We start from the raw sequence: 23,799 nt of genomic DNA, 5'->3' as shown, positions 1-23,799 counted from the left end.
GCCGGGAAAGGCGGGCTGATGGAGCGAATGCCGAAATGGGCGGATGTGATCCTGACGCCGCTGATCTCGCTGGTGCTGGCCTTTGCGCTTTCGGCGCTGCTGATCCTGGCCATCGGCGAAAGCCCGGCCGAGGCGCTGAAAGTCGTGGTCCAGGGTGCCCTGGGCTCCAGCTATGGCTGGGGCTTCACCCTGTATTATGCGACGAATTTCATCTTTACCGGCCTGGCGGTGGCGGTGGCCTATCACGCCGGCCTGTTCAATATCGGCGGCGAGGGGCAGGCCGCCATGGGGGGCCTTGGCGTCGCGCTGGTGGTGCTGGCCCTGCCCTGGCCGCATTGGGCCCTGGCATTGCCGGCGGCGGCTGTCGGGGCGGCGCTGATGGGCGCGCTATGGGCGCTGGTGCCCGCCTGGTTGCAGGCCCGGCGCGGCAGCCACGTCGTCATCACCACCATCATGTTCAACTTCATCGCCGCGGCGCTGCTGAATTACGTCCTGGTCAACCTGTTGCGGCCGGTGGGCAGCATGGATCCGGCCTCGGCCAGCTTTCCTGCGGCCACGCATCTGCCGAAACTGTCCGAGATGGCGCTGGCACTGGGCGTCGAATGGGGTCGCAACACCCCGGCCAATATCAGTTTCTTCGTGGCCGTCGCCGCCTGCCTGCTGGTCTGGCTGCTGATCTGGCACACGCGGCGGGGCTATGAGATCCGCGCCTTTGGCAAATCCGCAACGGCGGTGCGCTATGCCGGCATCTCGGCCTTGCGCATCACCGTGCTGGCCATGCTGGTCTCGGGCGCGCTGGCCGGGTTGATGGCGGTCAACAACGTCATGGGAGAGGCCGAGCGGCTGGTCCTGAACGCCGTCGAGGGCGCCGGCTTCATCGGCATCGCCGTGGCGCTGATGGGGCGCAACCATCCGCTGGGCGTGCTGCTGGCGGCGCTGCTCTTTGGCTTTCTCTATCAGGGCGGGGGCGAGCTGGCGCTGTGGACCTCGATCCCGCGCGAGCTGATCGTGGTCATCCAGGCGCTGGTGATCCTGTTCACCGGGGCGCTCGACAACATGGTGCGCATGCCGCTGGAACGGCTGTTCATGGCGCTGCGCCGCAAGGGGGCGTGATGGATTTCGCGACGCTGATCCAGATCCTTGATTCGGCGGTGCGGCTGATGACACCCCTGCTGCTGGCCTGCCTGGCCGGGCTTTATTCCGAACGCGCCGGGGTCTTCGACATCGGGCTGGAGGGCAAGATGCTGATGGCGGCCTTTGCCTCGGCCTCGGTCGCCTATGCCACCGGCAGCGCTTGGCTGGGGCTGCTGGCCGGCATCGCGGGCGCCGCGGCCCTGGCCGGGCTGCACGGCCTCGCCTCGATCAGCTTCCGCGGCAACCAGCTGATCTCGGGCGTGGCGATCAACTTCCTCGCCTCGGGGCTGACGGTGCTGCTGGGACAGAAGATCTTCGGGCTGGGCGGGCGCACGCCCTCGCTTTCCGGCGCGGCGCGCTTCGGCGAGATCACCCTGCCCTTCGCCGAAAGCCTGCGCCCGCTGCCGGTGATCGGCCCGGTCTATGCCGAACTGGTCTCGGGCCACACCATCCTGGTCTATGTGGCCTTCGCCATGGTGCCGCTGACCTGGTGGATGCTTTACCGCACCCGCTTCGGCCTGCGGCTGCGCGCGGTGGGCGAAAGCCCCGCCTCGGTCGATACCGCCGGCGTCTCGGTCATCCGGCTGCGCTTTGCCGCGGTGATGATCTGCGGGGTCCTGTGCGGCATCGCCGGCGCCTATCTGGCGACCGGCATCTCGGCCGGCTTCGTCAAGGAGATGACCGCCGGGCGCGGCTTCATCGCGCTGGCGGCGCTGATCTTCGCCAAATGGCGGCCCTGGGGGGCGCTGGGGGCCACCTTCCTCTTCGGGCTGATGGAGGCGGTGGCGAACCGCTTTCCGAACCTTGACCTGGGGGTCGTCACCGTGCCCTCGATGCTCATGAACGCCTTGCCCTATATCCTGACCGTCGTCATCCTGGCCGGCTTTGTCGGCCGCGCCATCCCGCCGCGCGCGGGCGGAGAACCCTATGTCAAAGAACGCTGACCTCGCCGATCTGATCCGCAGCCGGGCGGGGGACACGCCGCCGGAATACGGGCTGGTCCTTGGCTCGGGCCTGGGACACCTGGCGGCGGCGGTAAAGGGCGTGGCGATTCCCTATTCCGACCTGCCGGGCTTTCCGCATGCCGGGGTGTCGGGCCATGTGCCGCAACTGGTCGTCGGCACGCTGGAGGGTCGGCGCGTCGCCATCTTCGGCGGACGGGCGCATTACTACGAATCCGGCCGCGCCGATGCCATGCGGCTGCCGCTAGAGGTGCTCAAGGCGCTCGGCACCCGGAAACTGATCCTGACCAACGCCGCCGGCAGCCTGCGCGCCGAGATGCCGCCGGGCTCGCTGATGCTGCTGTCGGACCACATCGCCTTTGCCGGCACCAACCCGCTGATCGGCGAACCCAGCGAGGCGCGCTTCGTGCCGATGACCCACGCCCACGACCCCAGCCTCCGCGCCGGGCTGCAAGCCGCCGCCCAGGCCGAGGGGATCGCCCTGCCCGAGGGGGTCTATTGCTGGTTCTCGGGGCCCTCGTTCGAAACCCCGGCCGAAATCCGCGCCGCCCGCATCCTGGGCGCCGATGCGGTCGGCATGTCCACCGTCCCCGAGGTGATCCTGGCCCGTTTCCTGGGCCTGCGCTGCGCCGCCATCTCGGTCGTGACCAATATGGGCGCGGGCCTCTCGGACGAAGCGATCAGCCATGACCATACCAAGGCCATGGCACCCCTGGGCGCGGCCAAGCTGGAACGCATCCTGCGCCGCTTTCTGGGCGCGGCCGCCTGACCCCCGGCTTCTTTCGTGTTCAAATATCCCCGCCGGAGGCCGCCAAGCGCGCCGCCATTGCGGGCCTTTCCAGATCAAGCCCGGCCAGCGCCGCCTCGACCGCCGATGCGGCGCCATCCAGATCGTCCAGCCCGTCCAGCGCCACCACCGGCCAGCGCCCGTCGTCATGGCGCGCCCGGTGCTTTTCATAGCGCGGATCGTAATGGTCGCGGATCAGCCCCCCGGCCAGCCCGGCCCAGTCGGCGGCGTCGATCCTGCGCAGCCAGTCCTCGATCCGGTCGGCCGGGTGCAGCGGCCGCAGCAGCGCCACGATGCGCGCCACCGCTGCCGGATCGGCGCAGGTTTCGGCATAGGTGCGGGCGGTATAGGCGGCGCGCGCGCCCAACGGCACGGCCAGGCGGATGCGCGGCGCCTTGGCGATGGCCTGCCAGATGCCGCGCGGCAGGTTCAACGCGCCGATGCGCGAGCTTTCCGCCTCGACCAGCAGCGGGCGGGCGGGGTCCAGCGCCTCCAGCGCCAGGGCCAGGCGGCTTTCGAAGCGCTTCTGGCTGGGCTGGCCGCCCTGCATGGCGCCGAACAGGCTGCCGCGATGGTTCGCCAGCCCCTCCAGGTCGATGACCTGATGGCCGCGCGCGGCAAGGCGGGCCAGGATCTGGGTCTTGGCGCTGCCGGTATTGCCGTCCAGCACCAGCACGGGCGGGGCCAGGGGCGCGGCGACGCGCGCCACCACCAGCGCCCGCCACGCCTTGTAGCCGCCTTCAAGCCGCCCGGCGCGCCAGCCGATCTGCGACAGGATGCTGGTGAATGCGCCCGAGCGCTGGCCGCCGCGCCAGCGATAGACCAGCGGCCGCCAGCCGCCGCCGAACCCCGCCAGCGGCCCGGCGATATGGCGCGCGGCATTGGCGGCGACCATGGCCCCGCCCAGCTTGCGCGCATCAAAGGGCGACACCTGCTTGTAGATCGTCCCGACCTGCGCGCGTTCTTCGTTCGACAGCACGGGCAGGTTGATCGCGCCCGGCAGGTGATCTTCGGCATATTCCAGCGGGGTGCGCGTGTCGATGATGGTGTCGAACCCGGCCAGCGCCGGATCCGACAGCGATGTCAGGCGGGTATCCACTTAGTAGACGTAGACGGGCGTTCCGATCGGCACCTGCTCGAACAGCGCCATCACCGCTTCGTTGCGCATGCGGATGCAGCCGTTCGACACGGCCCGGCCGATCGAGTTCGGCTCGGTCGTGCCGTGGATGCGGATCGCGGTATCGTTGCCTTTGGCATCGTAAAGGTAAAGCGCCCGCGCGCCCAGCGGGTTCGACGGGCCACCGGGCATGCCATCGGCCCATTTGCCATATTGACCGGGATTGCGCTCGATCATCGCGGGCGTGGGCGTCCAGCTAGGCCATTCGGTTTTGCGCCCCACGGTGGCGCGGCCTTTCCAGACCAGTTCGGCGGTGCCGACGGCCACGCCATAGCGAACGGCCCGGCCCGGCGCCGTGACGTGGTAAAGGAAGAAATCCTTCGAGACCACGACGATGCTGCCGACTTCGAAATCGTCGCGGATGGCCACCTCGGTCGGGGCATAGGGGTCGCGCCGGGGTTCGGCCTGGGTGGCCAGGGCCGCCGGCTGCGCTTGGGCCAAAACCAGCGAGGGCGCGGCCACCAGCGGCAAGGCGGCCATCAGCATCTGTCTGCGGTTCATCTGTCCGTCCTGAATCCTTGCGTTCCTTGATCCTGCGCCTAACCGCTTGCGCCGCCGGGATCAACTCAAAGCCCCGTGACGCGGTTGAAAGGCGCGGCGAACGTGCTTAGCTTGCATCGGGAAAGGATCGCCTGCCATGACCTGCGCAAGCTGCGCCCCTCTTGTTCGCCCGCCGCGCCGCGCGCCCACGCGCGCCCCGCATCTGTGCCGGGGCCGGGGCGGGCGTGGTTGCCGCTGCCATATCGCGCTGCGGTTGCGCCTGGCCCGCCCGGCATTGGCGGCAAGCGGCCATCCGCTGGCCTGGCGGCCGGCGCGGGGCGACGTGCCCCAGCCCCACCAGGTCCTGCATCATCTGCCCCAGCATCCGCAGGCGCCGCCCTGTCCTGCCTGAATCGCGCCTTTTTCGCCATTCTGACAGGACAATCCGATGAAACATCACCCAAACGATGCCGAGCTGACCGTCTCGGGCATGAGCTGCGCCTCTTGCGTGGGCCGCGTCGAAAAGGCGCTGGCCGCAGTGCCGGGCGTGCATGAACCACAGATCAACCTGGCCACCGGCCGCGCGCATTTCCGCCTGAGCGCGCCCGAGGCCCTGCCCCGCGCCGTCGCGGCGCTTGCAGGCGCAGGCTATCCGGCCGAGCCAAAGGAAACCCGCCTGACGATCGAGGGCATGACCTGCGCCTCGTGCTCGGGCCGGGTCGAAAGGACGCTGGCCGCCCTGCCGGGGGTCGAAACGGCACAGGTCAACCTGGCCACGGCCAGCGCCACCATCCGCCATTCGCCCAGCCTCGCGCCCCAGGCGCTGGCCGATGCCGTCACCGCCAAGGGCTATCCGGCCGCGGTCCGGGCCCAGGCCGCGCCGCATCTGCCCGATCACGGCGGCGATGCCCAGGCGCTGCGCCGCAATTTCCTGATCGCGCTGGTCCTGACCCTGCCGCTTTTCATCGCCGAGATGGGCGGCCATGCCGTCCCGGCATTCCATCATTGGCTGCACGCGGCCCTGGGCCAGCGCACGCTGTGGGTGCTGGAATTCCTGCTGACCACCGCCGTCCTGGCCGGTCCGGGGCGGATGTTCTTCCGCATCGGCGTTCCCGCCTTGCTGCGCCGCGCGCCGGAAATGAACAGCCTGGTGGCGCTGGGTGCCTCGGCCGCCTGGGCCTATTCCACCGTCGCGACCTTTGCGCCGGGGGTGCTGCCCCCGGATGCGGTGCATGTCTATTTCGAGGCCGCCGCCGTCATCGTCACGCTGATCCTGCTGGGCCGCTGGCTTGAGGCGCGCGCCAAGGGCCGGGCCGGCGACGCCATCCGCCGCCTGATCGAACTGGCCCCCGACAGCGCCCATGTCGAACGCGACGGCCGCATCGTGGAAATCCCCGTGGCCGAATTGCGCACCGGCGACATCGTGCATCTGAAACCCGGCGAGCGGGTGGCGGTGGACGGCGTTCTGACCCAGGGCAGCGGCGCCATCGACGAATCCATGCTGACCGGAGAGCCGGTGCCCGTCGTCAAATCCCCCGGCGATGCGGTGACGGGCGGCACGGTGAACGGCAATGCGGCGCTGGCCTATCGCGTGACCGCGACGGGCGGCGACACGGTCTTGGCCCGCATCATCCGCCTGGTCGAAGAGGCGCAGGCCACCAAGCTGCCGGTTCAGGCGCTGGTCGACCGGATCACCGCGGTCTTCGTGCCGGCGGTGATGGCGCTTTCGGTCCTGACCTTCGTGCTGTGGATGATCTTTGCCGGCGCATTGGGACAGGCGCTGGTCGCGGCGATTGCGGTCCTGATCATCGCCTGCCCCTGCGCCATGGGGCTGGCCGTCCCGGTCTCGATCATGGTCGGCACCGGGCGCGGCGCGGAACTGGGCGTGCTGTTCCGGCGCGGCGATGCCCTGCAAACCCTGGCCGAGGCGCGGATCGTGGGCTTTGACAAGACCGGCACCCTGACGCAGGGCGCCCCGGCCCTGACCGCCATCGAGGCCGAGGATATCGAACCGCTGGACGCCCTGCGCCTGGCCGCCGCGGCCGAGGCCCGTTCCGAGCATCCGCTGGCCGCAGCCGTCCTTGGCGCGGCGCGCGACAAGGGGCTGGACCTGCCCCCGGCCGAAGCGGTCGAGGCAAGGACCGGGCGCGGGCTGACCGCGCGGGTCGAGGGGCGCGCGCTGCTGATCGGCAATGCCGCGGCGCTGGCCGAAGCCGGCATTACCCCCGCGCCCGCCTTGATCGCCGCGGCCGAAGGCTGGGCCGCGCAAGGGGCGACGCCGGTGCATCTGGCGATCGACGGCCGGCACGCCGCGGCGATGGCGCTGGCCGATCCCATCCGCCCCGAGGCGGCCCAGGCCATCGCGGAACTGCACCGGCTTGGCCTGCAAACGGCGATGATCTCGGGCGATGTGCAGGCCACGGCCGAGGCGGTGGGCCGCAAGCTGGGCATCGACCGCGTGACCGCGGGTGTGCTGCCCGAAGGCAAGCTGGCCGCCATCCGCGACATGGGACGCGGCACGGTCTTTGTCGGCGACGGCATCAACGATGCCCCGGCGCTGGCAGCGGCCGAAACCGGCATCGCCATCGGCACCGGCACCGATGTCGCCATCGAATCGGCCCAGGTGGTGCTGGTCGGCGGCGATCCGATGGGCGTGGCGCGGGCCATTGCGCTGTCGCGCAGCGTCATGCGCAATATCCGGCAGAACCTGTTCTGGGCCTTTGGCTACAATGTCGCGCTGATCCCGGTGGCCATGGGGGCGCTGGTGCCCTTTGGCGGGCCGCAACTGTCGCCGATGCTGGGGGCCGGGGCGATGGCGCTGTCCTCGGTCTTCGTGGTCAGCAACGCGCTGCGGCTAAGGCGCGCCGGATGATGGCGATGCTGCTGAGGGCCCTTGTCCTGCTGGTCGTCCTGGCCGCCGTTCCGGCGGCGGCCGGGCCGCTGCGGATCCTGGCCTTTGGCGACAGCCTGACCGAAGGTTACGGCCTGCCGGCCCAGGACGGGCTGGTGCCGCAGTTGCAAAACTGGCTGGACGCGCGCGGCCATGACGTGCTGGTGCTGAATGGCGGGCTGTCTGGCGATACCGCCACCGGCGGGCGGGTGCGGATCGGCCATTCGCTGGCCCGCCACCGGCCCGATGCGGTGATCGTGGAACTGGGCGGCAACGACCTGCTGCTGGGTCTTGCCCCGGCCATGGTCGAGGACAGCCTGGATTCGATCCTGCGCCAGGCCGGCCGGGACGGCAGGCCGCTGCTGCTGGTCGGCATCGCCTCGCCCGATCACGACGACCGGCTGCGCGGCGACTGGGCGGCGATCTGGCCGCGCCTTGCCGCGCGCCACGATGCGCTGCTGATGGAGAACCTGTATCAGCCGCTTTTCGACCTGCCGGACCAGGGATACAGGACCATGCTGCAACCCGACGGGCTGCACGCCTCGGCCCAGGGGGTGGGGCTGATCGTGCAATCGCTGGGTCCCAAGGTCGAGGCCCTGATCGCCAGGGCCGAAGCCCGGCGCTGATCCGGGGGCGCGAGCGCATGAAAAAGGCCCGCCGGTCCGGCGGGCCTTGATGCAGGAAAGCGCCAGGCGGTCAAAGCCGCGAGGCGACGTTTTCCCAGTTCACCAGGTTGTTGAGGAAGTTTTCCAGGTATTTCGGCCGCGCATTGCGGAAGTCGATGTAATAGCTGTGTTCCCACACGTCGCAGCCCAAGAGCGCGGTCTGGCCGAAGCAAAGCGGGTTCACGCCGTTCTCGGTCTTGGTGATCTTGAGGCTGCCGTCCTTGTCCTTGACCAGCCATGCCCAGCCCGAGCCGAACTGGCCCACGCCGGCCTCGTTGAATTTCTTCTTGAACTCGTCCACGGAACCAAAGGCTTCGGTCAGGCCCTTTTCCAGCTCGCCCGGAATGGCGCCGGGGTTCGGACCCATCATTTCCCAGAACTGGGCGTGGTTCCAGTGCTGGCTGGCGTTGTTGAAGATGCCGTTCTGGGCCACCGCGCCGGCCTGATAGGTGCCGCGGACGATGTCCTCTAGGCTCTTGCCCTCCCATTCGGTGCCGGCGATCAGCTCGTTCAGCTTGTCGACATAGGCCTTGTGGTGCTTGTCGTGGTGGTATTCCAGCGTCTCCTTGGACATGCCGCCAGCAGCCAGCGCGTCGTGAGCATAGGGAAGATCGGGAAGCGTGAAGGCCATTTTCGGTTCCTTTCCAACGGTTTCGGATTACAGTTCTGGCATGGATGCCGAACGGGGGGAAGCCCCTGCCGGCGCCTCAACGCCAGGCAAGGGGCGCAGGTTCCTGCTTGGGGCCGCCGCTGGCGGGCGAACCGCAAACGCCGGTGCCGGCCATGACATTGGCATAGCCAAGCGCCGTGGCCGTCACCCGTGCGCGACCGTCGGCCTTTTGCACCACCAGCCGATAGTCCAGCCGCTCGGTCCGCTGCCCCGAGGCGTTTCGCACCCCGGCCAGCGCCCAGCCATAGCTGCGGCTGGCGGCGTCGTCGGCGGTGATCACCGCCTGGATCGGCTGGCCGACGATACGTTGCAGGATCGGGTCGAAAACCTCGATCCGGCCCTGGCGCGGGCCGGAGGTCTGGCGGGTCATCATGATGAATTCGGGCACCCAGCCGGTGCCGCTTTCGTCGATCATCTGGCACATCATCACCACGGGCGGCTCTTGCCCCCAATCCTGCGCCAGGGCGGCGGCGGGGGCCAAAAGCAGGCCGGCCAGAAGAAAGGACAAAGGCAGGGCGGGGCGCATGGAATCAACCGGGTAGCTTTCACCCCCATCCATACGCCGCGCCGCCACGGTCACAAGCCCTAGCGCGGATCCAGCCCGGTGCCCGGCGCGGCCGCCCCGGCCAGGATGGCGCGCAGATAATCCGCGACCGAGCGGAAGCCGATCAGCGCGTAGCCGCCCGGCTCGCGCCAGATGCCGCAGGCGGCCTGGGCGGCGCGGGTGCGGCGCAGCCCGTCATCGGGCATCGCGGCCAGATCGGCGGGGCACAGCTTTGCCAGCACGTCCAGCGCGCGTGCGCCCTGGATGCGGAACATGGCGCGCATGTCGCTGACATCCAACACCAGCGCGTGTTCGGTGGCCAGCGCGTCCTGCAAGACGGCCAGCGCCTCGGCCGTCTCGGCCAGCGGCAGGACCAGCAGCAATTCGTCGGGCGACATCCAGCCAAGGCTGCGGTTGCCATCGGTGGTGATGCGGCCCTGTTCGGGCAGTGCCAGCCCCGCGGCCTCGGCGATGGCATCGCCCGCCTGCGCCAGGTCGGCGCGGATCTGGATCATGCCCCGGTCCTGCACCTGCGAGATGGTTGCCAATGCCTCAGCCATTCGCCCGGCTCCCTTCCTTGTCGTAAAAGACCGGATCGACGATCCGCGCCTTGTAGCTGTCCTGGCCCCCGGCGGGAAATTCCAGCACCTCGCCCATGCGCTGCGGCCCATGCCGCACCAGGCCCATGGCGATGGGCCGATCCAGCGTCGGCGACAGGTAGGTCGAGGTCACGCGCCCCTGCACCTTGCGCTGGCCGTTGGCGTTCACGCCCTCGTCCACCGCATAGACGCCGTCGGGCAGCACCCGCCCGTCCAGGCTTTCCAGCCCCACCAGCTTCCAGCGGCCGGGATCGGTCATGTGGCTGCGTTCCTGGGCGCGCTTGCCGATATAGTCGGACTTTTTCTTGCTGATCGCCCAGGACATGCCCAGGTCCTGCGGGATCACCGTGCCGTCGGTTTCGTCGCCGATCATGATGAAGCCCTTTTCGGCGCGCATGACATGCATGGCCTCGGTGCCATAGGGGGTGACGTCCAGGTCGCGCCCGGCCTCGTGCAGCTTTTCCCACAGTTCCAGGCCGCGGTTCGCCGGCACCGCCACCTCGAAGGAAAGCTCGCCCGAAAAGCTGATGCGATAGACCCGCGCCGGGATGCCGGCCACCTGCCCCTCGGCCCAGCCCATGAAGGGCAGCGCCTCGGCCGACAGGTCCATGCCGCCCAGCCGTTCCAGCAGCATGCGGGCCTTGGGGCCGACCACGGCGACCTGCGCCCATTGCTCGGTGACATTGGCGGTCCAGACCTTCCAGTCCCACCATTCGCATTGCAGCCAGTCCTCGAAATGGCCGTGCATGCGCTCGGCCCCGCCGGTGGTGGTGTGGACCAGCCAGGTGTCGTCGCTTAGCCGCGCGGCCACGCCGTCGTCGATGAGGAAGCCGTTCTCGTTGCAGATCAGGCCATAGCGGCACTTGCCGATGGGCAGGCTGGACATCATGCCGGTATACATCATGTCCAGGAATTTGCCCGCATCGGGCCCCTTGACGATGATCTTGCCCAGGGTCGAGGCGTCGAGCGTGCCGACGCTGGCCCGCACCGCCCGGATCTCGCGCGCCACCGCGTCGCCATGGCTTTCGCCGCCCTTGGGGTAGCAATAGGGGCGGCGCCAATGGCCGACCGGCTCGAAAAAGGCGCCCTGCGCCTCGTGCCAGCCATGCATGGGCGTCTTGCGCAGCGGCAGGAAGGTCTCGCCCCGCGCCTCGGCGGCGATGGCGCCCAGGGTCAGCGGCGTATAGGGCGGGCGGAAGGTCGTGGTGCCGGTGGCCGGGATCGGCTGGTTCAGCGCCTTGGACAGCACGGCCAGGCCGTTGATATTGCTGACCTTGCCCTGGTCGGTCGCCATGCCCAGCGTGGTGTAGCGCTTGGTATGTTCGACGCTGTGATAGCCCTCTTGCGCGGCCAGTTCGACATCCGAGACCTTCACGTCGTTCTGGAAATCCAGCCACATCTTGAATTTCATCTTGCGGGTGGCATGGGCCGGCATGACCCAGACCGGCATCAGGGCCGATTCCGCCTGCGCGCCGGTCAGTTCGGCGGCCAACAGGTCGCCCGCCGCGGCACCCGCGCAGCTTGCCATCGCATTGCCGTCGGCCCCGGTCGGGGGGCGGGACGGATCGGGGGCGAACATCGTCTGCGCATCCGACCAGTTCAGCTTGCCGCCGCAATGGCTCCACAGATGCACCACCGGCGACCAGCCGCCGGACATGGCGACGCAATCGGCATCCACCGTTTCCGTCACCTGGCCCGAGCCGGAATGGGCGCAGATCTTGACCGCCTCGACCGCATGGCCGCCCTTGATGCCGGCGATGGCGCTGCCGGTCAGGACGCGCAGGCCGCGGGCGCGGACCGCCGCGGGCAGCGCGCCGTCGGCCGTGCTGCGGGCGTCGATCACCGCGACGACCTTTAGCCCGGCATCCAGCGCCGCCAGCGCGGTGCGATAGGCGTCGTCGTTATTGGTGACGACGACGATCCGCCGCCCCGGCGCCACGCCGTAAAGGTCGATGTAATCGCGCAGGGCCGAGGCCAGCATCACCCCCGGCACGTCATTGCCGGCAAAGCTCAGCGGCCGTTCCAGCGCCCCCGTGGCGACGACGACATGGCCCGCGCGGATGCGCCACAGGCGCTGGCGCGGAATGCCGGCATTCGGGTCGTGATCGGCCAGCGATTCCCGCACCAGCAGATAGCCGTGGTCGTAAAGCCCGGTCGCCTGGGTCGCGCGGCGCAGGGTGACGTTCTCCATCCCCCGCAGTTCCGCCAGCAGCGCATCGACGCGGGACTGGCCGTCGGCGTGATCGGTCGGGGTGCGGCCGCCGAAATGCGGCGTCTGCTCGACCAGCCAGACCGACTTGCCGTCGCGACCCGCATCCCGCGCCGCGGTCAGCCCGGCGATGCCGCCGCCGACCACCACCACGTCCACATGGGCATAGGCCTGTTCGTATTTGTCCGGGTCGGCTTCGGTCGGGGCCTTGCCCAGCCCGGCCGAGCGGCGGATGATCGGCTCGAACACATGCTTCCAGAACGGGCGCGGATGCATGAAGGTCTTGTAATAGAATCCCGCCGGGAAAAAGCGGTAAAGCCAGTTGTTCACCGCGCCGATATCGGCGTTCAGGCTGGGCCAGGCGTTCTGGCTGGCCGTCACCATGCCGCCGACCAGCGGTGTGGTGGTGGCGCGCTGGTTCGGCTCGAACCGGCCGCCCTGGCCCAGGCCCAGCAGCGCGTTCGGTTCCTCGGCGCCCGAGGCGATCGGGCCGCGCGGCCGGTGATACTTGAAGCTGCGGCCCATCATCAGTTGGCCGTTCGCCAGCAGGGCGGACGCCAGCGTGTCGCCCGCGACCCCGCGCATCTGGCGGCCGTCGAAGCGGAAGGGCAGTTGATAGGCGCGGTCGATCAGGCGGCCGCCGCGCGGCAGGCGAAAGGGTCCGGTCTGGGTCATTGGGTCAGGCCCTCGGGGGCAGAGGTCGGGGTCGGGCTGGTGGCGTCGAAATCGGGCCGCCATTGCGGGTGCCGATGCTGGATGGCGGCGACGATCTCGGGCGTGGGAAACGGGGTCTGCGCCTTGTAGGTGCCATAGACCTGAAGCGTGGCGGTGTCGCGCGCCGCCATGAACCACTTGCCGCAGCCATAGGCATGGCGCCAGCGTTCGAAATGCACGCCCTTGGGGTTCCTGCGGGCGAACAGATAGGCTTCGAATTCCGCATCGGACGAGCCGGGGCCGAAACGCTTCAGATGCGCCTCTCCGCCCGGCTGAAGTTCGGTTTCCTCGGCCGCGATGCCGCAATAGGGACAGGTCAGGGTCAGCATGGAACACTCCTCGGCGGCAGATCGCGCAAAGACGGCGACGCGCCCCGGCGGACGGCCGGGCGCACAATAGCGGTGAAATGCGGGTAAAGGAAAGACGGACGGGCGCGGCGCGGCACAAGGCCGGCGCCCCGCAGCATGTCCGCCGCCGCGGGGGCGGTGACATGCGCAGGCACCAAGGGGCAAAACGCCCCCCGGCAACCGGAAACGGCGGCGCCCAAAAGCGCCGGGACGCGCGGCTTAGTTGGCGGGCGCCACAGGCTCGGCCGGAGCGGGAGCAGCCGGATCGGCCGGCACCGCATCGACAGGCGGATCGACCGAAACGGCGCCATCATCCAGCGGCGCGCTGTCCGACGAGACCGCCGGAGCGGTATCGGTTTCGGTCGCCGCCGGTTCGGTGCCCGAGGACACAAACCAGTAGATGACGACCAGCACGACGACGACGACACCGACGATAAGCCACAGGTTGCTCTTGTTCTGTTCGGCCATGAAGCAAACTCCTTGGTCATGGGGACGTGACCCCACAATCCACCAAACCGGCCGGGGTTTCCCATAGCTTGTGCCGGATTCCGCGGCCCTACGGCGGGTTGGGCGAAAATCGGCCCAAACCGGACACCCTGTGGCAGGATCATGCCCGCGCTGCGCATCAATGCGCCACCCCCGCGGCGACGCTTTCGTCGATGAAGCGGCCCTGCGCGAAACGGTCCAGGCCGAAATCGGCGGCCAGCGGGCCGGGCCGGCCCTGCGCCACCAGTTCCGCCATCGCCCAGCCCGAGCCGGGAATGGCCTTGAACCCGCCCGTGCCCCAGCCGCAATTGACGAAGATATTGCCCACCGGCGTCGCGGACAGGATGGGCGAGCGGTCGCCGGTCATGTCCACGATGCCGCCCCATTGCCGCAGCATCTTGAGCCGCGACAGCATCGGAAAGGTCTCGATCAGGGCGCGGACGGTTTCCTCGACATGGTGCCAGGAACCGCGCTGGGTATAGTTGTTGAACCCGTCCGTGCCGCCGCCGATCACCATTTCGCCCTTGTCGGATTGCGACAGGTAGCCGTGGACGGTGTTGGCCATGATGACCAGGTTGCAGCAGGGCTTGATCGGCTCGGAGACCAGCGCCTGAAGCGCTAGCGATTCGATGGGCAGGCGAAAGCCCGCCATATCGGCCAGGACCGAGCTGTGGCCGGCCGCGATCAGCGCCAGCTTGTCGCATTCGATCCGGCCCTTGCCGGTGTTCACCGCGGCGACCTTGCCGCCCTGGGTCTCGATCCCGGTCACTTCGCAGTTCTGGATGATATGCATCCCCATGGCCGAGCAGGCCCGCGCATAGCCCCAGGCCACCGCATCATGGCGCGCCGTGCCGGCGCGTTCCTGGTAAAGCCCGCCCAGCACCGGATAGCGCGGCCCGTCGATATTGATGATCGGCAGCATGTCCTTGATGCGCCGGGGGCTGATCCATTCGGTCGCCACCCCCTGCAAGTGGTTGGCATGGGCCGTGCGCTTGTAGCCGCGCACCTCATGTTCGGTCTGCGCCAGCATCAGAAGGCCGCGCGGGCTGAACATGATGTTATAGTTCAGGTCCTGCGACAGGTTCTCGTAAAGCTTCAGCGCCTTGTCATAGATCGCCGCCGACGGGTCTTGCAGATAGTTCGAGCGGATAATGGTGGTGTTGCGGCCGGTATTGCCGCCGCCCAGCCAGCCCTTTTCGATCACCGCGACATCGGTGATGCCGAAATTCCTGCCCAGGTAATAGGCGGTCGCCAGCCCGTGGCCGCCCGCGCCGACGATGACGACCTGGTATTTCCGCCGCGGCTCGGGGCTGGCCCAGGCGCGCTTCCAGCCGCTATGAAGCCGCAGCGCCTCGCGCGCGATGGCAAAGACCGAATAGCGGCCGGTGCTGGAACTTGCGGGGGCGGCGGGCATGGCGGAACCTCTTGCGACTCGATCCCCTGCACAGTGTCGCGGGCGCGATTTCCGGGCAAGCCGGGTTGCGACGGGGCCATTGTCGAATTGCGTCAGCGGCGGGCGCAGATGTCCCGCCGGCCGGATCGCGATTTGTCGCAGCACTTTGGCTTTCTTGGCCCGGCGAAAACCGCTATCACCGGGCCAGCCAAAGAGAGGAAGCCGATGTTCTGGATCATCTGCGCCGCGCTGGTGGGGGTGGTGGCCGCGGCCATTGCCGCGCCGCTTCTGCGCCGGCAGGGCGAGGGGGCCGAGCCCGCCGCCGCCTATGACCTGCGAATCTATCGCGACCAACTGCGCGAGGTCGAACGCGATCTGGAACGCGGCGTTGTCGACACGGCCGATGCCGAACGGCTGCGGGTCGAAATCGGGCGCAAGGTGCTGGCCGCCGACCGCGCGCTGCAACGCAGCGGCAGCGGCGCCCGTTCCTCGGGCGGCTGGGCGGCCGTGGCGGTGCTGGCGGTGCTGCTGGGCGGGGCTTTCCTGGTCTATCAGCGCCTGGGCCAGCCCGACCGGCCCGGTGCCCCCATCGCCCAGCGTATCGCCGATGCGCAGGAGCTTTACGACAGCCGCCCCAGCCAGACCGATGCCGAAGCACAGGCCCCCAAGCCCTTTCGCCCGCCGCCCGATGCCGAATACCTGGCGCTGATCGAGCGGCTGCGAGAGGCGGTCAAGGCCAATCCCAACGATCTGCGCGGGCTGGAACTGCTGGCCGGCCATGAAGAGCGGCTGGGCAACATGGCCGCCGCCAAGGACGCGCAGCGCCGCCTGGTCGCCCTGCGCGGCGAACAGGCCAGCAGCGACGATCTGGGACGGCTGGCCGCCCTGACGATCGAGGCGGCGGGCGGCATCATCACCCAGGACGGCGAAAAGGCCGTGGCCCAGGCGCTGGCCCGCGACGCGCGCAACCCGCAGGCGCGCTTCATGATGGGGCTGCTGCACCTGCAAAACGGCCGGCCCGACCGGGCCTTTCCCATCTGGGCCGGGCTGCTGGCCGAGGGGCCCGAGACCGCGCCCTGGATCGTGCCGATCCGCGGCTCGATCCAGGACCTGGCCTGGCTGGCGGGCCACCCCGACTATGTCCCGCCCGAGCCGGCGCAGGGCCTGCCGGGTCCCGATGCCGCGGCCATGGCCGCCGCCCAGGACATGACGCCCGAAGAGCGCGAGCAGATGATCGAGGGCATGGTCAAGGGGCTGGAAGCCCGGCTGGCCACCCAGGGCGGCACCGCCGAGGAATGGGGCCGGCTGATCTCGTCCCTGCCGCTGATCGGGCAAAAGGACCATGCCGCCGACATCCTGGCCGAGGCGCGCCGGCTTTTCGCCGAAGATCCCGCCGGGCTGGAGCAGATCGAGGCGGCGGCAAACCAGGCCGGCGTGGAATGATCTGCGAAAGCGCAGAGGCCCTTGCCCAGGCCCTGCCCCGCAGCGGCGCGATTGCCGGGCTGGACCTGGGCACCAAGACCATCGGGGTCGCGGTCAGCGACGGGCTGCGCAGCGTCGCTTCGCCGCTGACGGTGATCCGCCGCACGAAATTCACCGCGGACGCCCAGGCGCTGCTGGAAATCGCCGCCGACCGGGCGCTGGTCGGGCTGGTGCTGGGCCTGCCGCGCAACATGGACGGCAGCGAGGGGCCGCGGGCGCAATCCACCCGCGCCTTTGCCCGCAACCTGGAACGGCTGACGCCGCTGCCCATCGCCTTTTGGGACGAGCGGCTGTCCACCGTCGCCGCCGAACGCGCGCTGTTGGAGGGCGACACCTCGCGCAAGCGCCGGGCCGAGCTCATCGACCAGGTGGCGGCCGGCTATATCCTGCAAGGGGCGCTGGACCGGCTGCGCCATCTGGGGGCGGCGGGGTGACGGTCTCGACCCCTTGCGTCGATATCTGCCGCATCGACCCCGAAAGCCGGCTTTGCACCGGCTGCCGGCGCAGCATCGACGAGATCACCCGCTGGGCCGGCATGACCGAGACCGAGCGGCTGGAGATCATGGCCGACCTGCCGGCGCGCACCCTGCCCGCCGCCATGCGCCCGGCCAGCTAGCGCGGCAGCGTCCGCACCTCGCGGATCGCGGCCTTCAGCCGCACCCGTGTCTCGACCGGCTCGCGCGCCACCGCGTCCAGGATCGCCCGCATGTCGCCGCGCAACCCGTGCAACTGGTCGACCAGCGACAGCACCAGGGCCAGCGCCTCGGCATCCAGATGATACCCCTCGGCCAGTTCGACCACCAGGTTCAGCCGCGCCAGGTCGATCTCGCGAAACAGCGGGCCCTGTTCGGATTGCACCGGCACCACGACGCCGGCGCGGATATAGCCGTCAAGCTGGTCCGAGGTCAGTTCGCCGACCACCTCCAGCGTCTGGGTCAGGGTGTAATGGCGCGGGGTCATGCTCTCCTCCCCGGATCATAGGCGTGGTTCTGGCGCCATTCTTCCATGAAACGCGCAAGCTCGTCATCGATCTTGGGCGGCATCGCGATCTTGAGCACGACATGCTGATCGCCCCGCCGCCCGTCCGTGCCCTTGATGCCGCGGCCCTTGAGCCGCAGCTTGCGACCCGAACTGGCGCCGCGCGGGATGGTCAGCATGACCGGGCCGTCGATGGTCTGCGCCTCGACCTTGCCGCCCAGCACCGCCTCGTCGATGGTGATGGGCAGGGTGGTTTCCACATCATTGCCGTCGCGGCGCCAGTCGGGATCCTCGGCCACGATCAGCGTCAGCAGCGCGTCGCCCGGCTCGCCATTGCCCATGCCGGCGCCGCCCTTGCCGCGCAGCCGGATCACCTGCCCGTCATGCGCGCCTTCGGGGATCCTGACCTCCAGCACGCTGCCCTCGGGCATGGTGATCCGGGTCGAGCCGCCCCGCGCCGCGGTCATGAAGTCGATCTCCAGCGTGAAGCGCTGGTCGGGACCGCGCATGTCGAAGCTGCGCGCCCCGCCGCGCCGCGCCCCGGCCCCGCCGCGCCCGCCGAACAGATCCGAGAACACATCGGACAAGTCGTCGAAACCATGCGGCTGGCGATAGGGATTGTCGCCCGATTCGGCATATTCGCGGTAATAATGCCGCTGCGCCTGTTCCTGGCCCTGGGCGTCGATCTCTCCCCGGTCGAAACGCGCCCGCTGCTCGGGGTCCTTGAGCAGGTCATAGGCCGTCGAGGCCGCCTTGAAGCGTTCATGCGCGGCCGGATCGGGATTCAGGTCGGGATGGTCGGTCTTGGCGATCCGGCGATAGGATTTCTTGATGTCGTCCTGGCTGGCATTCCTGCCCAGCCCCAGCGCCTTGTACGGATCGTCGGCCATGGCCGCGTCTTCCCTTCCTTACCTGTCGCCACGGGAACGCGCCCGTGCCTTTTCCGGCTGCATGCCGTCCCCGGCTTGCCCGCATGGGACAGCAGCCGCCCCGGTTTGTCCAGCCGTTTCCGCGCCATGACATGCGGCGGCGGATCGCCGCATGCGCCGGGCGGGCATCCCGGCTATCCTGGGCCGGTGCCGGGGCAACGCGGCAGCGGCGGTTTCGGCGGGCGCGGGCGCAGGGGGGCCTTGCCCCCCGTTGGGGGGGAAGGAATTAATCTGGAATGAGAGGATCGGGCTTTTTTGGAATGGCCCGGATTGAAGCCCGAAGATTGCTGGGGTTTCTCTTGGCGGGCCGATCCCTCCTGGCCCTGCCGCGCGGAACATGATCGGCTGGAATATCCGCCGTCACCTTCCCTCCCCCTCCGAACGTGGAAGCAAGTCACCATTCGTGCGTGGAGTTCACGACGCGGCCGATGATCTGGATGCTGTCCAGGTCGGCCGCGTCAACCGTTATGGGCGGGTAGTTCGCGTTGGTCGAAAGCAGCTGTATGCGGTTGCCCGGCAGTTCCATCACCCGCTTGACGAACAGATCGGAGTTAAACCGAACCGCATAGATGCGGCTGTCGCGCGGCTCTGTCTGCGCCATGTCGAGCAGGATCAGATCACCATCGTAGAGCTCTGGCTCCATGCTGTCGCCTTTGACCGAGATCACCGCAAGGTTGCAGGGCTTCAAGCCGCGCCGCTCAAGGAACTTGCGGTTGAAGGCATAATATCCGCTTCCTTCCTCTTCCTGGACCATAGCGCCGTGGCCGGCGCTTGCTTCGACCGTGTAGCGGGGGATAGGGATGAACTCTTGCCCTGAAGGGGTAAAATTTCCCCCATCAGGCGCCGTTGCGGTGCGCGCGCCATCACTTCCAGCAATGATTTCGTTCAGATCAACGCCAAAAACGGCGTGAAGCGCGGCCAAAAACTCGTGATCCGCCCGCTGTCTGCCGGTCTCAATGCTCTTGATTTTCTCCGCTTTGAAGCCAAGGCGGTCCCCAAAGGTGGCACGGGACAGGCCCAGTGAGGCCCGGAATGTGGAAATATTACCGCCTATATCAGTCACTTGGCCTCCAAGTGGTAAAATATACCCATTATCATGTTGCATGACTGGGTAATATTTACCTATAAAGACAATACGCCAAGACAGCGTGTCACGGCAGCAATACAGGGGAAAGCAATGTCATTCCAGAATAACGTGTTCCAGCCCGGCGCGATCCTGCACGAGGTGATCGCCGGGGCCATGCGTTCGCGGGGCACCACCCTGCATGAATGGTGCAAAGACAAGGGCGTGGCGTGGTCCACCGTGCGCCAAGTGACCTTCGGGATGTCGGCCGGGCCGCGCAGCCAAGGGCTGCTTGACCACCTGATCGAGGACGCCGGCCGCGAGGTGGTCACCGCTGCCTATCGCGTCCGCATGGATGCCGAGGCGCAGAAGCTGGCCCAGACCACGAAGGTGGCGGCATGAGCAAACCGTCCTGGGACGCCTCGGAACTGGCGCGGTCGGCGCTGTCGGAACTGTCCGAGCGTGAGCGCGCCGACCTGATGGCGCAGGAATTCGGCAAGATCACCGATCTTCAGGCGATTTGCGAAGCGCGCAATCTGCTGACCGAGCGCGCCAGCGAGATCATCGCGGACCGCTACGTGGATCACCTGCTGGGCGAGGTGGCGGCATGATCGCGCTGATTGGTGTTGCCGGACTGGTTCTGGCGTTCCTGACCGGCGTGTGCTTGGGGGCCGCTGCGGTCGAGGACGTGGACGGGGAACTGCGCTTGTCGGCCGGCTGGTGGGTGCTGCCCGGTGCGATCCTGGGCGGGCTGCTGATGGCGGCTGTGGTCGTCGGGATGGGCGCGTGATGCGAGGGCTGGCCAGGTTCATTGCAGACCGTGCCGTGTGGCACTTGCTACGCGCTCTTCATCCACATGAGCTAGGAGCTTCCGAAACAATCTTAGTGCTTGGATCGCTGCCTCGCCCGATAGTTGCAGGCGGAACGGCTTCGCCTCAAGTCCGGCCATCATCCTCCCGCCAAGATCGAGTTCTTGTCGTTCGGAGTTCCACGAAAGATCAATCGGACCAAACACCTCAAGGCCGAAAGTCGGGTCATTGTCAGGCACGGGCGGTTCCTTTTTCTGGTGATGGTGAGTCGGCCGACGATACCACCCGGCAGGATGGCGCGAAATGAGCCGGTTCGCCGTTCGGGGCAGCGGGGCTTACTGGTCCGTGCTGGACGGCGGTAAGGCTGTCGCGACCTTTTCCACCTGGTGGAAGGCAGACGACCATGCCGACCGGCTTGAGCGGCAGGCGCGCACCCGCGTCCGCGGCTGCCTGACTTGCGGGTCACAGTTCATCAGCGAGGGGCCGCACAACCGCATGTGCGCGGCCTGCCGCCAACAATCACATTAAGAAACGAGGCAGCGAGCCATGGGGCAGGTCGCGCGTAAATTCGAGGTGGTCGAGGGTGGGTGCGCAATCCCTTCGATCCGGCTGATTGAGCACCCTATTGCGCACCCATTGCGCACCCAAGAAACTGAAGGTTCGTTAGACCGACAGATGGTGGGGGCTAACGAACCCACTAACGAACCCCTAACGAACCTCGAAAAGTGGCTGACCGTTGCCGAGGTCGCGCACTTGGGGGGCGTATCCGAGAGGGCGGTGCAGAAGAGCATATCCGCCCGCCGTTGGCGCGGTGTGGATCTGCTTGTTCGCGAGGAAGCGGCCAGTGTCGGGCGCGGCGGCAAGGTGCTGCGCGTCCATGTTGACAGCCTGCCGGCCGATCTGCGCGAGGCGTGGTATCTGGCGCAGGGCATCGAACTGCACAGGGCCGTGGACCCGGCGACGGGCGAAACCCGCCTGATGCCCGGCGCCGACCTGAAGAACGATCCGAAATGGGAAGAGCGCACCGCGGTTGCGCGGTGGCGGCTGGACCTGATCCGGCCGGCGGTGACGCAGCCGAAGGGCAGCCCTGCGCGCAAGGCCGCGCTGGACGTGCTGGCCGACCAGGCGCATGCGACCCCGGACGGCCGGCGCAAGGTGCTGTCCCGATCCACCCTGTATAACTGGGTTGCGGCCTATGATGCAGGCGGGCTGCTGGGCCTGATGCCGGAAGTCCGCAAGGACAAGGGCACCTCGCGCGCCATCGTGACCCAGGCATGGGACGGGTTCTTCGCCGGCCGCATCGCTGCCGCCGATCACCAGCGCGTCGGCGACGAGGTGACACATTATATACGGTCGCTGTGGGCGTCGGGCGAAAGCGGCTGGCGCGTCATCTGCGAGAAGTCCACCACCCGCCTGATCGAAATCAGCCGCGCCCTGCGCGACGTGCCGTTCGATGTCCTGCCGCTGGGCCGGCTGTCGGGCCGAGCCGATGCGCAGACCCAGTTCGGGATTTGCCACATCAACCGGCGGCTGGCCGAGGCCGAGCGCAGCTATCGCGTGGTGGCGATCCGCAACAAAGACAACGCCCGGTATCAAGATACCATCGCGCCGACGATCCGCCGCGACTATGCCCAGTTGGCCCCGCGCGAGATCGTGGTGGGCGACGTGCACCCCATGGACATCATGGTTCTGCGGCCGGACGGATCGCGGGCCTATCCGAAGGCGATCAGCTGGTTCGATCCCTCGACCAACGAAATCCACATGACCGTGGTGCTGCTGGAAAAGGCCGAGGGCATCCGGCGCGAGCATGTCGCCATGGCGTTCGAGGCCATGGTTGGGGACTGGGGCCTGCCCAAGCTGCTGTATCTGGACAACGGTTCGGAATACCGCTGGGCCGAGATGATCGACGGCTTCACGGCGCTGTCGAAGCTGGCCGGCATGACGGTCAAGGAATACGGCGAAGGCTCATTGGCCGATGCCCGTGTGGCCGAGGCCCGGCAGGCGGTGGTGCGGTCGCTGGCCTACAACGCCAAGGGCAAGCCCGGGATTGAAGGCAGCTTCGGCAACCTCGAACAGGTGTTCTTCGCCAATGTCGAAGGCTGGACGGCCGGCGACCGGATGCGGAAGAAAACCCATGCCAAGGGCCGCGATCCCATCCCGTTCCCGGGCGACATGGCCGAGTTCATGCGGGTGATCAGCACCCACCTGGAACACTATCACAAGCGCCCGCAATAACCATTACAGACGAAGCCGGCACCAAGGCCGACGCCGTCGAAATCGCCCTGGATGATCGTGACGGGTTTATTGAGTTGCCGACCCCGGGCGCGCCGCTGCTGGTGTTTCTGGGATACCGTGAAACCGGGCTGGTGCCGATGGGGCTGTTCACCTCGGACGAGGTGACGGTTTCGTCGCCCCCGGCCACCCTGACGATCCGGGCCAAAGCCGCCGATCTGGGCGGCAGCATCAAGGACCAAAAGACCCGCAGCTGGGACAAGGTCACCATCGGCGAGATCGTCGGCAAGATCGCCGGCGAGCACCGCCTTGAGCCCAAGGTATCCGAGCGGTTCCAATCGGTGCGGATCGACCACATCGACCAGACCGATGAAAGCGACATCAGCTTCCTTGACCGCCTCGGGCGCGATCACGACGCGCTGGTCAGCGTCAAGGGCGGCGCCTTGCTGTTCATGGGCAAAGGCGAGGGCCGCACGGTCAGCGGCCTGCCCATCCCGCCGCGCCCGGTGGTCGAAGGCGACACCACCAGCTGGACCCTGACCCTGACCACACGCGAGGCTTACAAGTCGGTGACAGCGATCTGGCAGGACACGAAAGAGGCCAAGCGCCAAGAGGTGACCGCCGGCGACGGCGCGCCCGTCCTGAAGCTGCGCCACATCCACAAGACCCAGGAAGAGGCCCAAGCCGCCGCGACCGCCAAGCTGGGCGAGATCACCCGAGGCAATGACACCTTCGAGGCGTCATTGCCCGGCGACCCCCTGATTGCGGCCGAGGGTCGCATCTTGGCGACCGGCTTCCGGGTTGGGGTCAATGGTCTCTGGTCGATCCGCACCGCAACCCATACGCTGGACAGCGGCGGGTTCAGCACCTCGATTTCGGCCGAGCGTCCGGGGGCGGACTAGGGTCTGTTGAGATTCATCGTGAGTTGATCAGGGCTGCCACAGCGTAGATCATGGCCTCAAAGGATGTATCGGTCTTTTCGGACCGCATGGCGATACGCTTGAACTCCTTGAGTTTGCAGAAGAAGTTCTCGATGAGGTGGCGGCGCTTGTAGAGTTCGGGATCGATGATCAACGGCGCGCGGCGCTGTGGACGCTGCGAGATGCAGATCAGCGCGCCGCGTGCGTTCATCTCGGCGATGATCCAGTTGCTGTCGAAGGCCTTGTCGGCCAGCATCGCATTGAAGGCGAGCCCCTCGATCAGCGGCGCGACCCCAACCGTGTCAAAGCGGTGCCCCGGTATCAGGACG

The 23,799-nt window shown here is 68.1% G+C and carries 28 protein-coding genes; 14 read left to right on the top strand and 14 right to left on the bottom strand.

Annotation, left to right across the window (positions count from 1 at the left end; all coding sequences use genetic code 11):
* Positions 1–18 precede the first annotated feature (18 nt).
* From F3H32_RS05305 to F3H32_RS05295, 3 genes are read left to right on the top strand one after another with little or no spacing between them, the layout of a single operon-like run.
* On the top strand, positions 19–1,113 hold the full coding sequence (locus F3H32_RS05305) for an ABC transporter permease (protein ID WP_149764937.1): 1,095 nt from the start codon (positions 19–21) through the stop codon (positions 1,111–1,113).
* Positions 1,113–2,078, top strand: coding sequence for an ABC transporter permease (locus F3H32_RS05300; RefSeq protein ID WP_149764936.1), 966 nt, complete (start codon positions 1,113–1,115; stop codon positions 2,076–2,078). The genes F3H32_RS05305 and F3H32_RS05300 overlap by 1 nt, the downstream gene beginning before the upstream one ends.
* Complete coding sequence (locus F3H32_RS05295) at positions 2,062–2,865, top strand: purine-nucleoside phosphorylase (RefSeq protein WP_149764935.1); 804 nt, start codon at positions 2,062–2,064, stop codon at positions 2,863–2,865. Before F3H32_RS05300 ends, F3H32_RS05295 begins: the two co-directional genes overlap by 17 nt.
* Positions 2,866–2,884: 19 nt before the next feature.
* On the opposite strand, the gene mnmH is transcribed toward F3H32_RS05295, so the two are convergent.
* A complete protein-coding gene (gene mnmH, locus F3H32_RS05290; protein ID WP_149764934.1) occupies positions 2,885–3,982 on the bottom strand; it encodes a tRNA 2-selenouridine(34) synthase MnmH in 1,098 nt (365 codons plus the stop codon).
* The gene (locus F3H32_RS05285) at positions 3,983–4,561 is read right to left on the bottom strand and encodes a L,D-transpeptidase (RefSeq protein ID WP_149764933.1); all 579 of its coding nucleotides are present in this window, start codon (positions 4,559–4,561) and stop codon (positions 3,983–3,985) included.
* Between the two features lie 427 nt (positions 4,562–4,988).
* On the opposite strand from F3H32_RS05285, the gene F3H32_RS05280 reads away from it, so the two are divergent.
* Both F3H32_RS05280 and F3H32_RS05275 read left to right on the top strand, forming a co-directional pair.
* On the top strand, positions 4,989–7,412 hold the full coding sequence (locus F3H32_RS05280) for a heavy metal translocating P-type ATPase (protein ID WP_149764932.1): 2,424 nt from the start codon (positions 4,989–4,991) through the stop codon (positions 7,410–7,412).
* A complete protein-coding gene (locus F3H32_RS05275; RefSeq protein ID WP_223191349.1) occupies positions 7,409–8,056 on the top strand; it encodes a GDSL-type esterase/lipase family protein in 648 nt (215 codons plus the stop codon). Before F3H32_RS05280 ends, F3H32_RS05275 begins: the two co-directional genes overlap by 4 nt.
* A gap of 70 nt (positions 8,057–8,126) precedes the next feature.
* On the opposite strand, the gene F3H32_RS05270 is transcribed toward F3H32_RS05275, so the two are convergent.
* The 7 genes from F3H32_RS05270 to F3H32_RS05240 form a co-directional block, all read right to left on the bottom strand.
* Positions 8,127–8,726, bottom strand: coding sequence for a superoxide dismutase (locus F3H32_RS05270; protein WP_149764931.1), 600 nt, complete (start codon positions 8,724–8,726; stop codon positions 8,127–8,129).
* A 76-nt stretch (positions 8,727–8,802) separates the two neighbouring features.
* The gene (locus tag F3H32_RS05265; RefSeq protein ID WP_149764930.1) at positions 8,803–9,291 is read right to left on the bottom strand and encodes a hypothetical protein; all 489 of its coding nucleotides are present in this window, start codon (positions 9,289–9,291) and stop codon (positions 8,803–8,805) included.
* Between the two features lie 59 nt (positions 9,292–9,350).
* Positions 9,351–9,869 carry a sarcosine oxidase subunit gamma gene (locus F3H32_RS05260; RefSeq protein WP_149764929.1) on the bottom strand — a complete coding sequence of 173 codons (519 nt, stop codon included), beginning with the start codon at positions 9,867–9,869 and terminating at the stop codon, positions 9,351–9,353.
* Positions 9,862–12,792 (bottom strand): sarcosine oxidase subunit alpha family protein, encoded by a 2,931-nt coding sequence (locus F3H32_RS05255; protein WP_149764928.1) that lies wholly within the window; start codon positions 12,790–12,792, stop codon positions 9,862–9,864. The genes F3H32_RS05260 and F3H32_RS05255 overlap by 8 nt, the downstream gene beginning before the upstream one ends.
* Positions 12,789–13,160 (bottom strand): sarcosine oxidase subunit delta, encoded by a 372-nt coding sequence (locus F3H32_RS05250; protein ID WP_149764927.1) that lies wholly within the window; start codon positions 13,158–13,160, stop codon positions 12,789–12,791. Before F3H32_RS05250 ends, F3H32_RS05255 begins: the two co-directional genes overlap by 4 nt.
* A gap of 237 nt (positions 13,161–13,397) precedes the next feature.
* Positions 13,398–13,646 carry a hypothetical protein gene (locus F3H32_RS05245; RefSeq protein ID WP_149764926.1) on the bottom strand — a complete coding sequence of 83 codons (249 nt, stop codon included), beginning with the start codon at positions 13,644–13,646 and terminating at the stop codon, positions 13,398–13,400.
* Positions 13,647–13,803: 157 nt separating this feature from the next.
* Complete coding sequence (locus tag F3H32_RS05240) at positions 13,804–15,078, bottom strand: sarcosine oxidase subunit beta family protein (protein ID WP_149764925.1); 1,275 nt, start codon at positions 15,076–15,078, stop codon at positions 13,804–13,806.
* 204 nt (positions 15,079–15,282) lie between these two features.
* On the opposite strand from F3H32_RS05240, the gene ccmI reads away from it, so the two are divergent.
* The 3 genes from ccmI to F3H32_RS05225 are packed head-to-tail and all read left to right on the top strand — an operon-like array spanning position 15,283 to position 17,155.
* Positions 15,283–16,500 (top strand): c-type cytochrome biogenesis protein CcmI, encoded by a 1,218-nt coding sequence (gene ccmI / locus F3H32_RS05235; protein WP_149764924.1) that lies wholly within the window; start codon positions 15,283–15,285, stop codon positions 16,498–16,500.
* Positions 16,497–16,973: a Holliday junction resolvase RuvX gene (ruvX, locus tag F3H32_RS05230; protein ID WP_149764923.1), complete on the top strand. Its 477-nt coding sequence runs from the start codon at positions 16,497–16,499 to the stop codon at positions 16,971–16,973. The genes ccmI and ruvX overlap by 4 nt, the downstream gene beginning before the upstream one ends.
* Positions 16,970–17,155 carry a DUF1289 domain-containing protein gene (locus F3H32_RS05225; RefSeq protein WP_149764922.1) on the top strand — a complete coding sequence of 62 codons (186 nt, stop codon included), beginning with the start codon at positions 16,970–16,972 and terminating at the stop codon, positions 17,153–17,155. The genes ruvX and F3H32_RS05225 overlap by 4 nt, the downstream gene beginning before the upstream one ends.
* Here F3H32_RS05225 and F3H32_RS05220 read toward each other — a convergent pair.
* From F3H32_RS05220 to F3H32_RS05210, 3 genes are all read right to left on the bottom strand, one after another.
* Entirely contained in the window at positions 17,152–17,499 is a 348-nt protein-coding gene (locus F3H32_RS05220; RefSeq protein WP_115754625.1) for a hypothetical protein, read from the bottom strand. The genes F3H32_RS05225 and F3H32_RS05220 overlap by 4 nt on opposite strands.
* Entirely contained in the window at positions 17,496–18,407 is a 912-nt protein-coding gene (locus tag F3H32_RS05215) for a DnaJ C-terminal domain-containing protein (RefSeq protein WP_149764921.1), read from the bottom strand. Before F3H32_RS05215 ends, F3H32_RS05220 begins: the two co-directional genes overlap by 4 nt.
* A 433-nt stretch (positions 18,408–18,840) precedes the next feature.
* Positions 18,841–19,551, bottom strand: coding sequence for an XRE family transcriptional regulator (locus tag F3H32_RS05210; protein ID WP_149764920.1), 711 nt, complete (start codon positions 19,549–19,551; stop codon positions 18,841–18,843).
* 72 nt (positions 19,552–19,623) lie between these two features.
* Between F3H32_RS05210 and F3H32_RS05205 the strand changes: the two genes are divergently transcribed.
* Genes F3H32_RS05205 through F3H32_RS05195 form a run of 3 tightly spaced genes read left to right on the top strand, consistent with a single transcriptional unit; the run spans position 19,624 to position 20,299 of the window.
* Complete coding sequence (locus F3H32_RS05205) at positions 19,624–19,911, top strand: hypothetical protein (protein WP_149764919.1); 288 nt, start codon at positions 19,624–19,626, stop codon at positions 19,909–19,911.
* A complete protein-coding gene (locus F3H32_RS05200; protein ID WP_149764918.1) occupies positions 19,908–20,120 on the top strand; it encodes a hypothetical protein in 213 nt (70 codons plus the stop codon). The genes F3H32_RS05205 and F3H32_RS05200 overlap by 4 nt, the downstream gene beginning before the upstream one ends.
* Positions 20,117–20,299 (top strand): hypothetical protein, encoded by a 183-nt coding sequence (locus tag F3H32_RS05195; protein ID WP_149764917.1) that lies wholly within the window; start codon positions 20,117–20,119, stop codon positions 20,297–20,299. Before F3H32_RS05200 ends, F3H32_RS05195 begins: the two co-directional genes overlap by 4 nt.
* 18 nt (positions 20,300–20,317) lie before the next feature.
* Here F3H32_RS05195 and F3H32_RS05190 read toward each other — a convergent pair whose 3' ends face one another.
* Complete coding sequence (locus tag F3H32_RS05190; protein WP_149764916.1) at positions 20,318–20,557, bottom strand: hypothetical protein; 240 nt, start codon at positions 20,555–20,557, stop codon at positions 20,318–20,320.
* Positions 20,558–20,621: 64 nt separating this feature from the next.
* On the opposite strand from F3H32_RS05190, the gene F3H32_RS17840 reads away from it, so the two are divergent.
* From F3H32_RS17840 to F3H32_RS05180, 3 genes are all read left to right on the top strand, one after another.
* Positions 20,622–20,846 carry a hypothetical protein gene (locus F3H32_RS17840; RefSeq protein ID WP_223191348.1) on the top strand — a complete coding sequence of 75 codons (225 nt, stop codon included), beginning with the start codon at positions 20,622–20,624 and terminating at the stop codon, positions 20,844–20,846.
* An 18-nt stretch (positions 20,847–20,864) separates the two neighbouring features.
* Positions 20,865–22,553, top strand: coding sequence for a hypothetical protein (locus tag F3H32_RS05185; protein WP_149764915.1), 1,689 nt, complete (start codon positions 20,865–20,867; stop codon positions 22,551–22,553).
* Positions 22,554–22,627: 74 nt separating this feature from the next.
* Positions 22,628–23,452 (top strand): contractile injection system protein, VgrG/Pvc8 family, encoded by an 825-nt coding sequence (locus tag F3H32_RS05180; protein ID WP_149764914.1) that lies wholly within the window; start codon positions 22,628–22,630, stop codon positions 23,450–23,452.
* Between the two features lie 13 nt (positions 23,453–23,465).
* On the opposite strand, the gene F3H32_RS05175 is transcribed toward F3H32_RS05180, so the two are convergent.
* Positions 23,466–23,799 (bottom strand): transposase (locus F3H32_RS05175; protein WP_149764913.1); only part of this gene is annotated, 334 nt, incomplete at its 5' end.

Source organism: Paracoccus thiocyanatus (assembly GCF_900156255.1).
GTDB classification, from domain to species: Bacteria; Pseudomonadota; Alphaproteobacteria; order Rhodobacterales; family Rhodobacteraceae; genus Paracoccus; species Paracoccus thiocyanatus.
The sequence above is the reverse complement of the archived record's forward strand: the minus strand, read 5'-3'. Positions and strand labels throughout refer to the sequence as shown.

Coding starts and splice junctions, on each gene's coding strand:
- F3H32_RS05205 (WP_149764919.1), top strand. CDS start 19,624: ATGTCATTCCAGAATAACGTGTTCCAGCCCGGCGCGATCCTGCACGAG.
- F3H32_RS05195 (WP_149764917.1), top strand. CDS start 20,117: ATGATCGCGCTGATTGGTGTTGCCGGACTGGTTCTGGCGTTCCTGACC.
- F3H32_RS05255 (WP_149764928.1), bottom strand. CDS start 12,792: ATGACCCAGACCGGACCCTTTCGCCTGCCGCGCGGCGGCCGCCTGATC.
- F3H32_RS17840 (WP_223191348.1), top strand. CDS start 20,622: ATGAGCCGGTTCGCCGTTCGGGGCAGCGGGGCTTACTGGTCCGTGCTG.
- F3H32_RS05280 (WP_149764932.1), top strand. CDS start 4,989: ATGAAACATCACCCAAACGATGCCGAGCTGACCGTCTCGGGCATGAGC.
- F3H32_RS05250 (WP_149764927.1), bottom strand. CDS start 13,160: ATGCTGACCCTGACCTGTCCCTATTGCGGCATCGCGGCCGAGGAAACC.
- F3H32_RS05305 (WP_149764937.1), top strand. CDS start 19: ATGGAGCGAATGCCGAAATGGGCGGATGTGATCCTGACGCCGCTGATC.
- F3H32_RS05265 (WP_149764930.1), bottom strand. CDS start 9,291: ATGCGCCCCGCCCTGCCTTTGTCCTTTCTTCTGGCCGGCCTGCTTTTG.
- F3H32_RS05285 (WP_149764933.1), bottom strand. CDS start 4,561: ATGAACCGCAGACAGATGCTGATGGCCGCCTTGCCGCTGGTGGCCGCG.
- F3H32_RS05185 (WP_149764915.1), top strand. CDS start 20,865: ATGGGGCAGGTCGCGCGTAAATTCGAGGTGGTCGAGGGTGGGTGCGCA.
- ccmI (WP_149764924.1), top strand. CDS start 15,283: ATGTTCTGGATCATCTGCGCCGCGCTGGTGGGGGTGGTGGCCGCGGCC.
- ruvX (WP_149764923.1), top strand. CDS start 16,497: ATGATCTGCGAAAGCGCAGAGGCCCTTGCCCAGGCCCTGCCCCGCAGC.
- F3H32_RS05245 (WP_149764926.1), bottom strand. CDS start 13,646: ATGGCCGAACAGAACAAGAGCAACCTGTGGCTTATCGTCGGTGTCGTC.
- F3H32_RS05260 (WP_149764929.1), bottom strand. CDS start 9,869: ATGGCTGAGGCATTGGCAACCATCTCGCAGGTGCAGGACCGGGGCATG.
- F3H32_RS05300 (WP_149764936.1), top strand. CDS start 1,113: ATGGATTTCGCGACGCTGATCCAGATCCTTGATTCGGCGGTGCGGCTG.
- F3H32_RS05220 (WP_115754625.1), bottom strand. CDS start 17,499: ATGACCCCGCGCCATTACACCCTGACCCAGACGCTGGAGGTGGTCGGC.
- F3H32_RS05215 (WP_149764921.1), bottom strand. CDS start 18,407: ATGGCCGACGATCCGTACAAGGCGCTGGGGCTGGGCAGGAATGCCAGC.
- F3H32_RS05295 (WP_149764935.1), top strand. CDS start 2,062: ATGTCAAAGAACGCTGACCTCGCCGATCTGATCCGCAGCCGGGCGGGG.
- F3H32_RS05275 (WP_223191349.1), top strand. CDS start 7,409: ATGATGGCGATGCTGCTGAGGGCCCTTGTCCTGCTGGTCGTCCTGGCC.
- F3H32_RS05200 (WP_149764918.1), top strand. CDS start 19,908: ATGAGCAAACCGTCCTGGGACGCCTCGGAACTGGCGCGGTCGGCGCTG.
- F3H32_RS05240 (WP_149764925.1), bottom strand. CDS start 15,078: ATGCCCGCCGCCCCCGCAAGTTCCAGCACCGGCCGCTATTCGGTCTTT.
- F3H32_RS05210 (WP_149764920.1), bottom strand. CDS start 19,551: ATGCAACATGATAATGGGTATATTTTACCACTTGGAGGCCAAGTGACT.
- F3H32_RS05270 (WP_149764931.1), bottom strand. CDS start 8,726: ATGGCCTTCACGCTTCCCGATCTTCCCTATGCTCACGACGCGCTGGCT.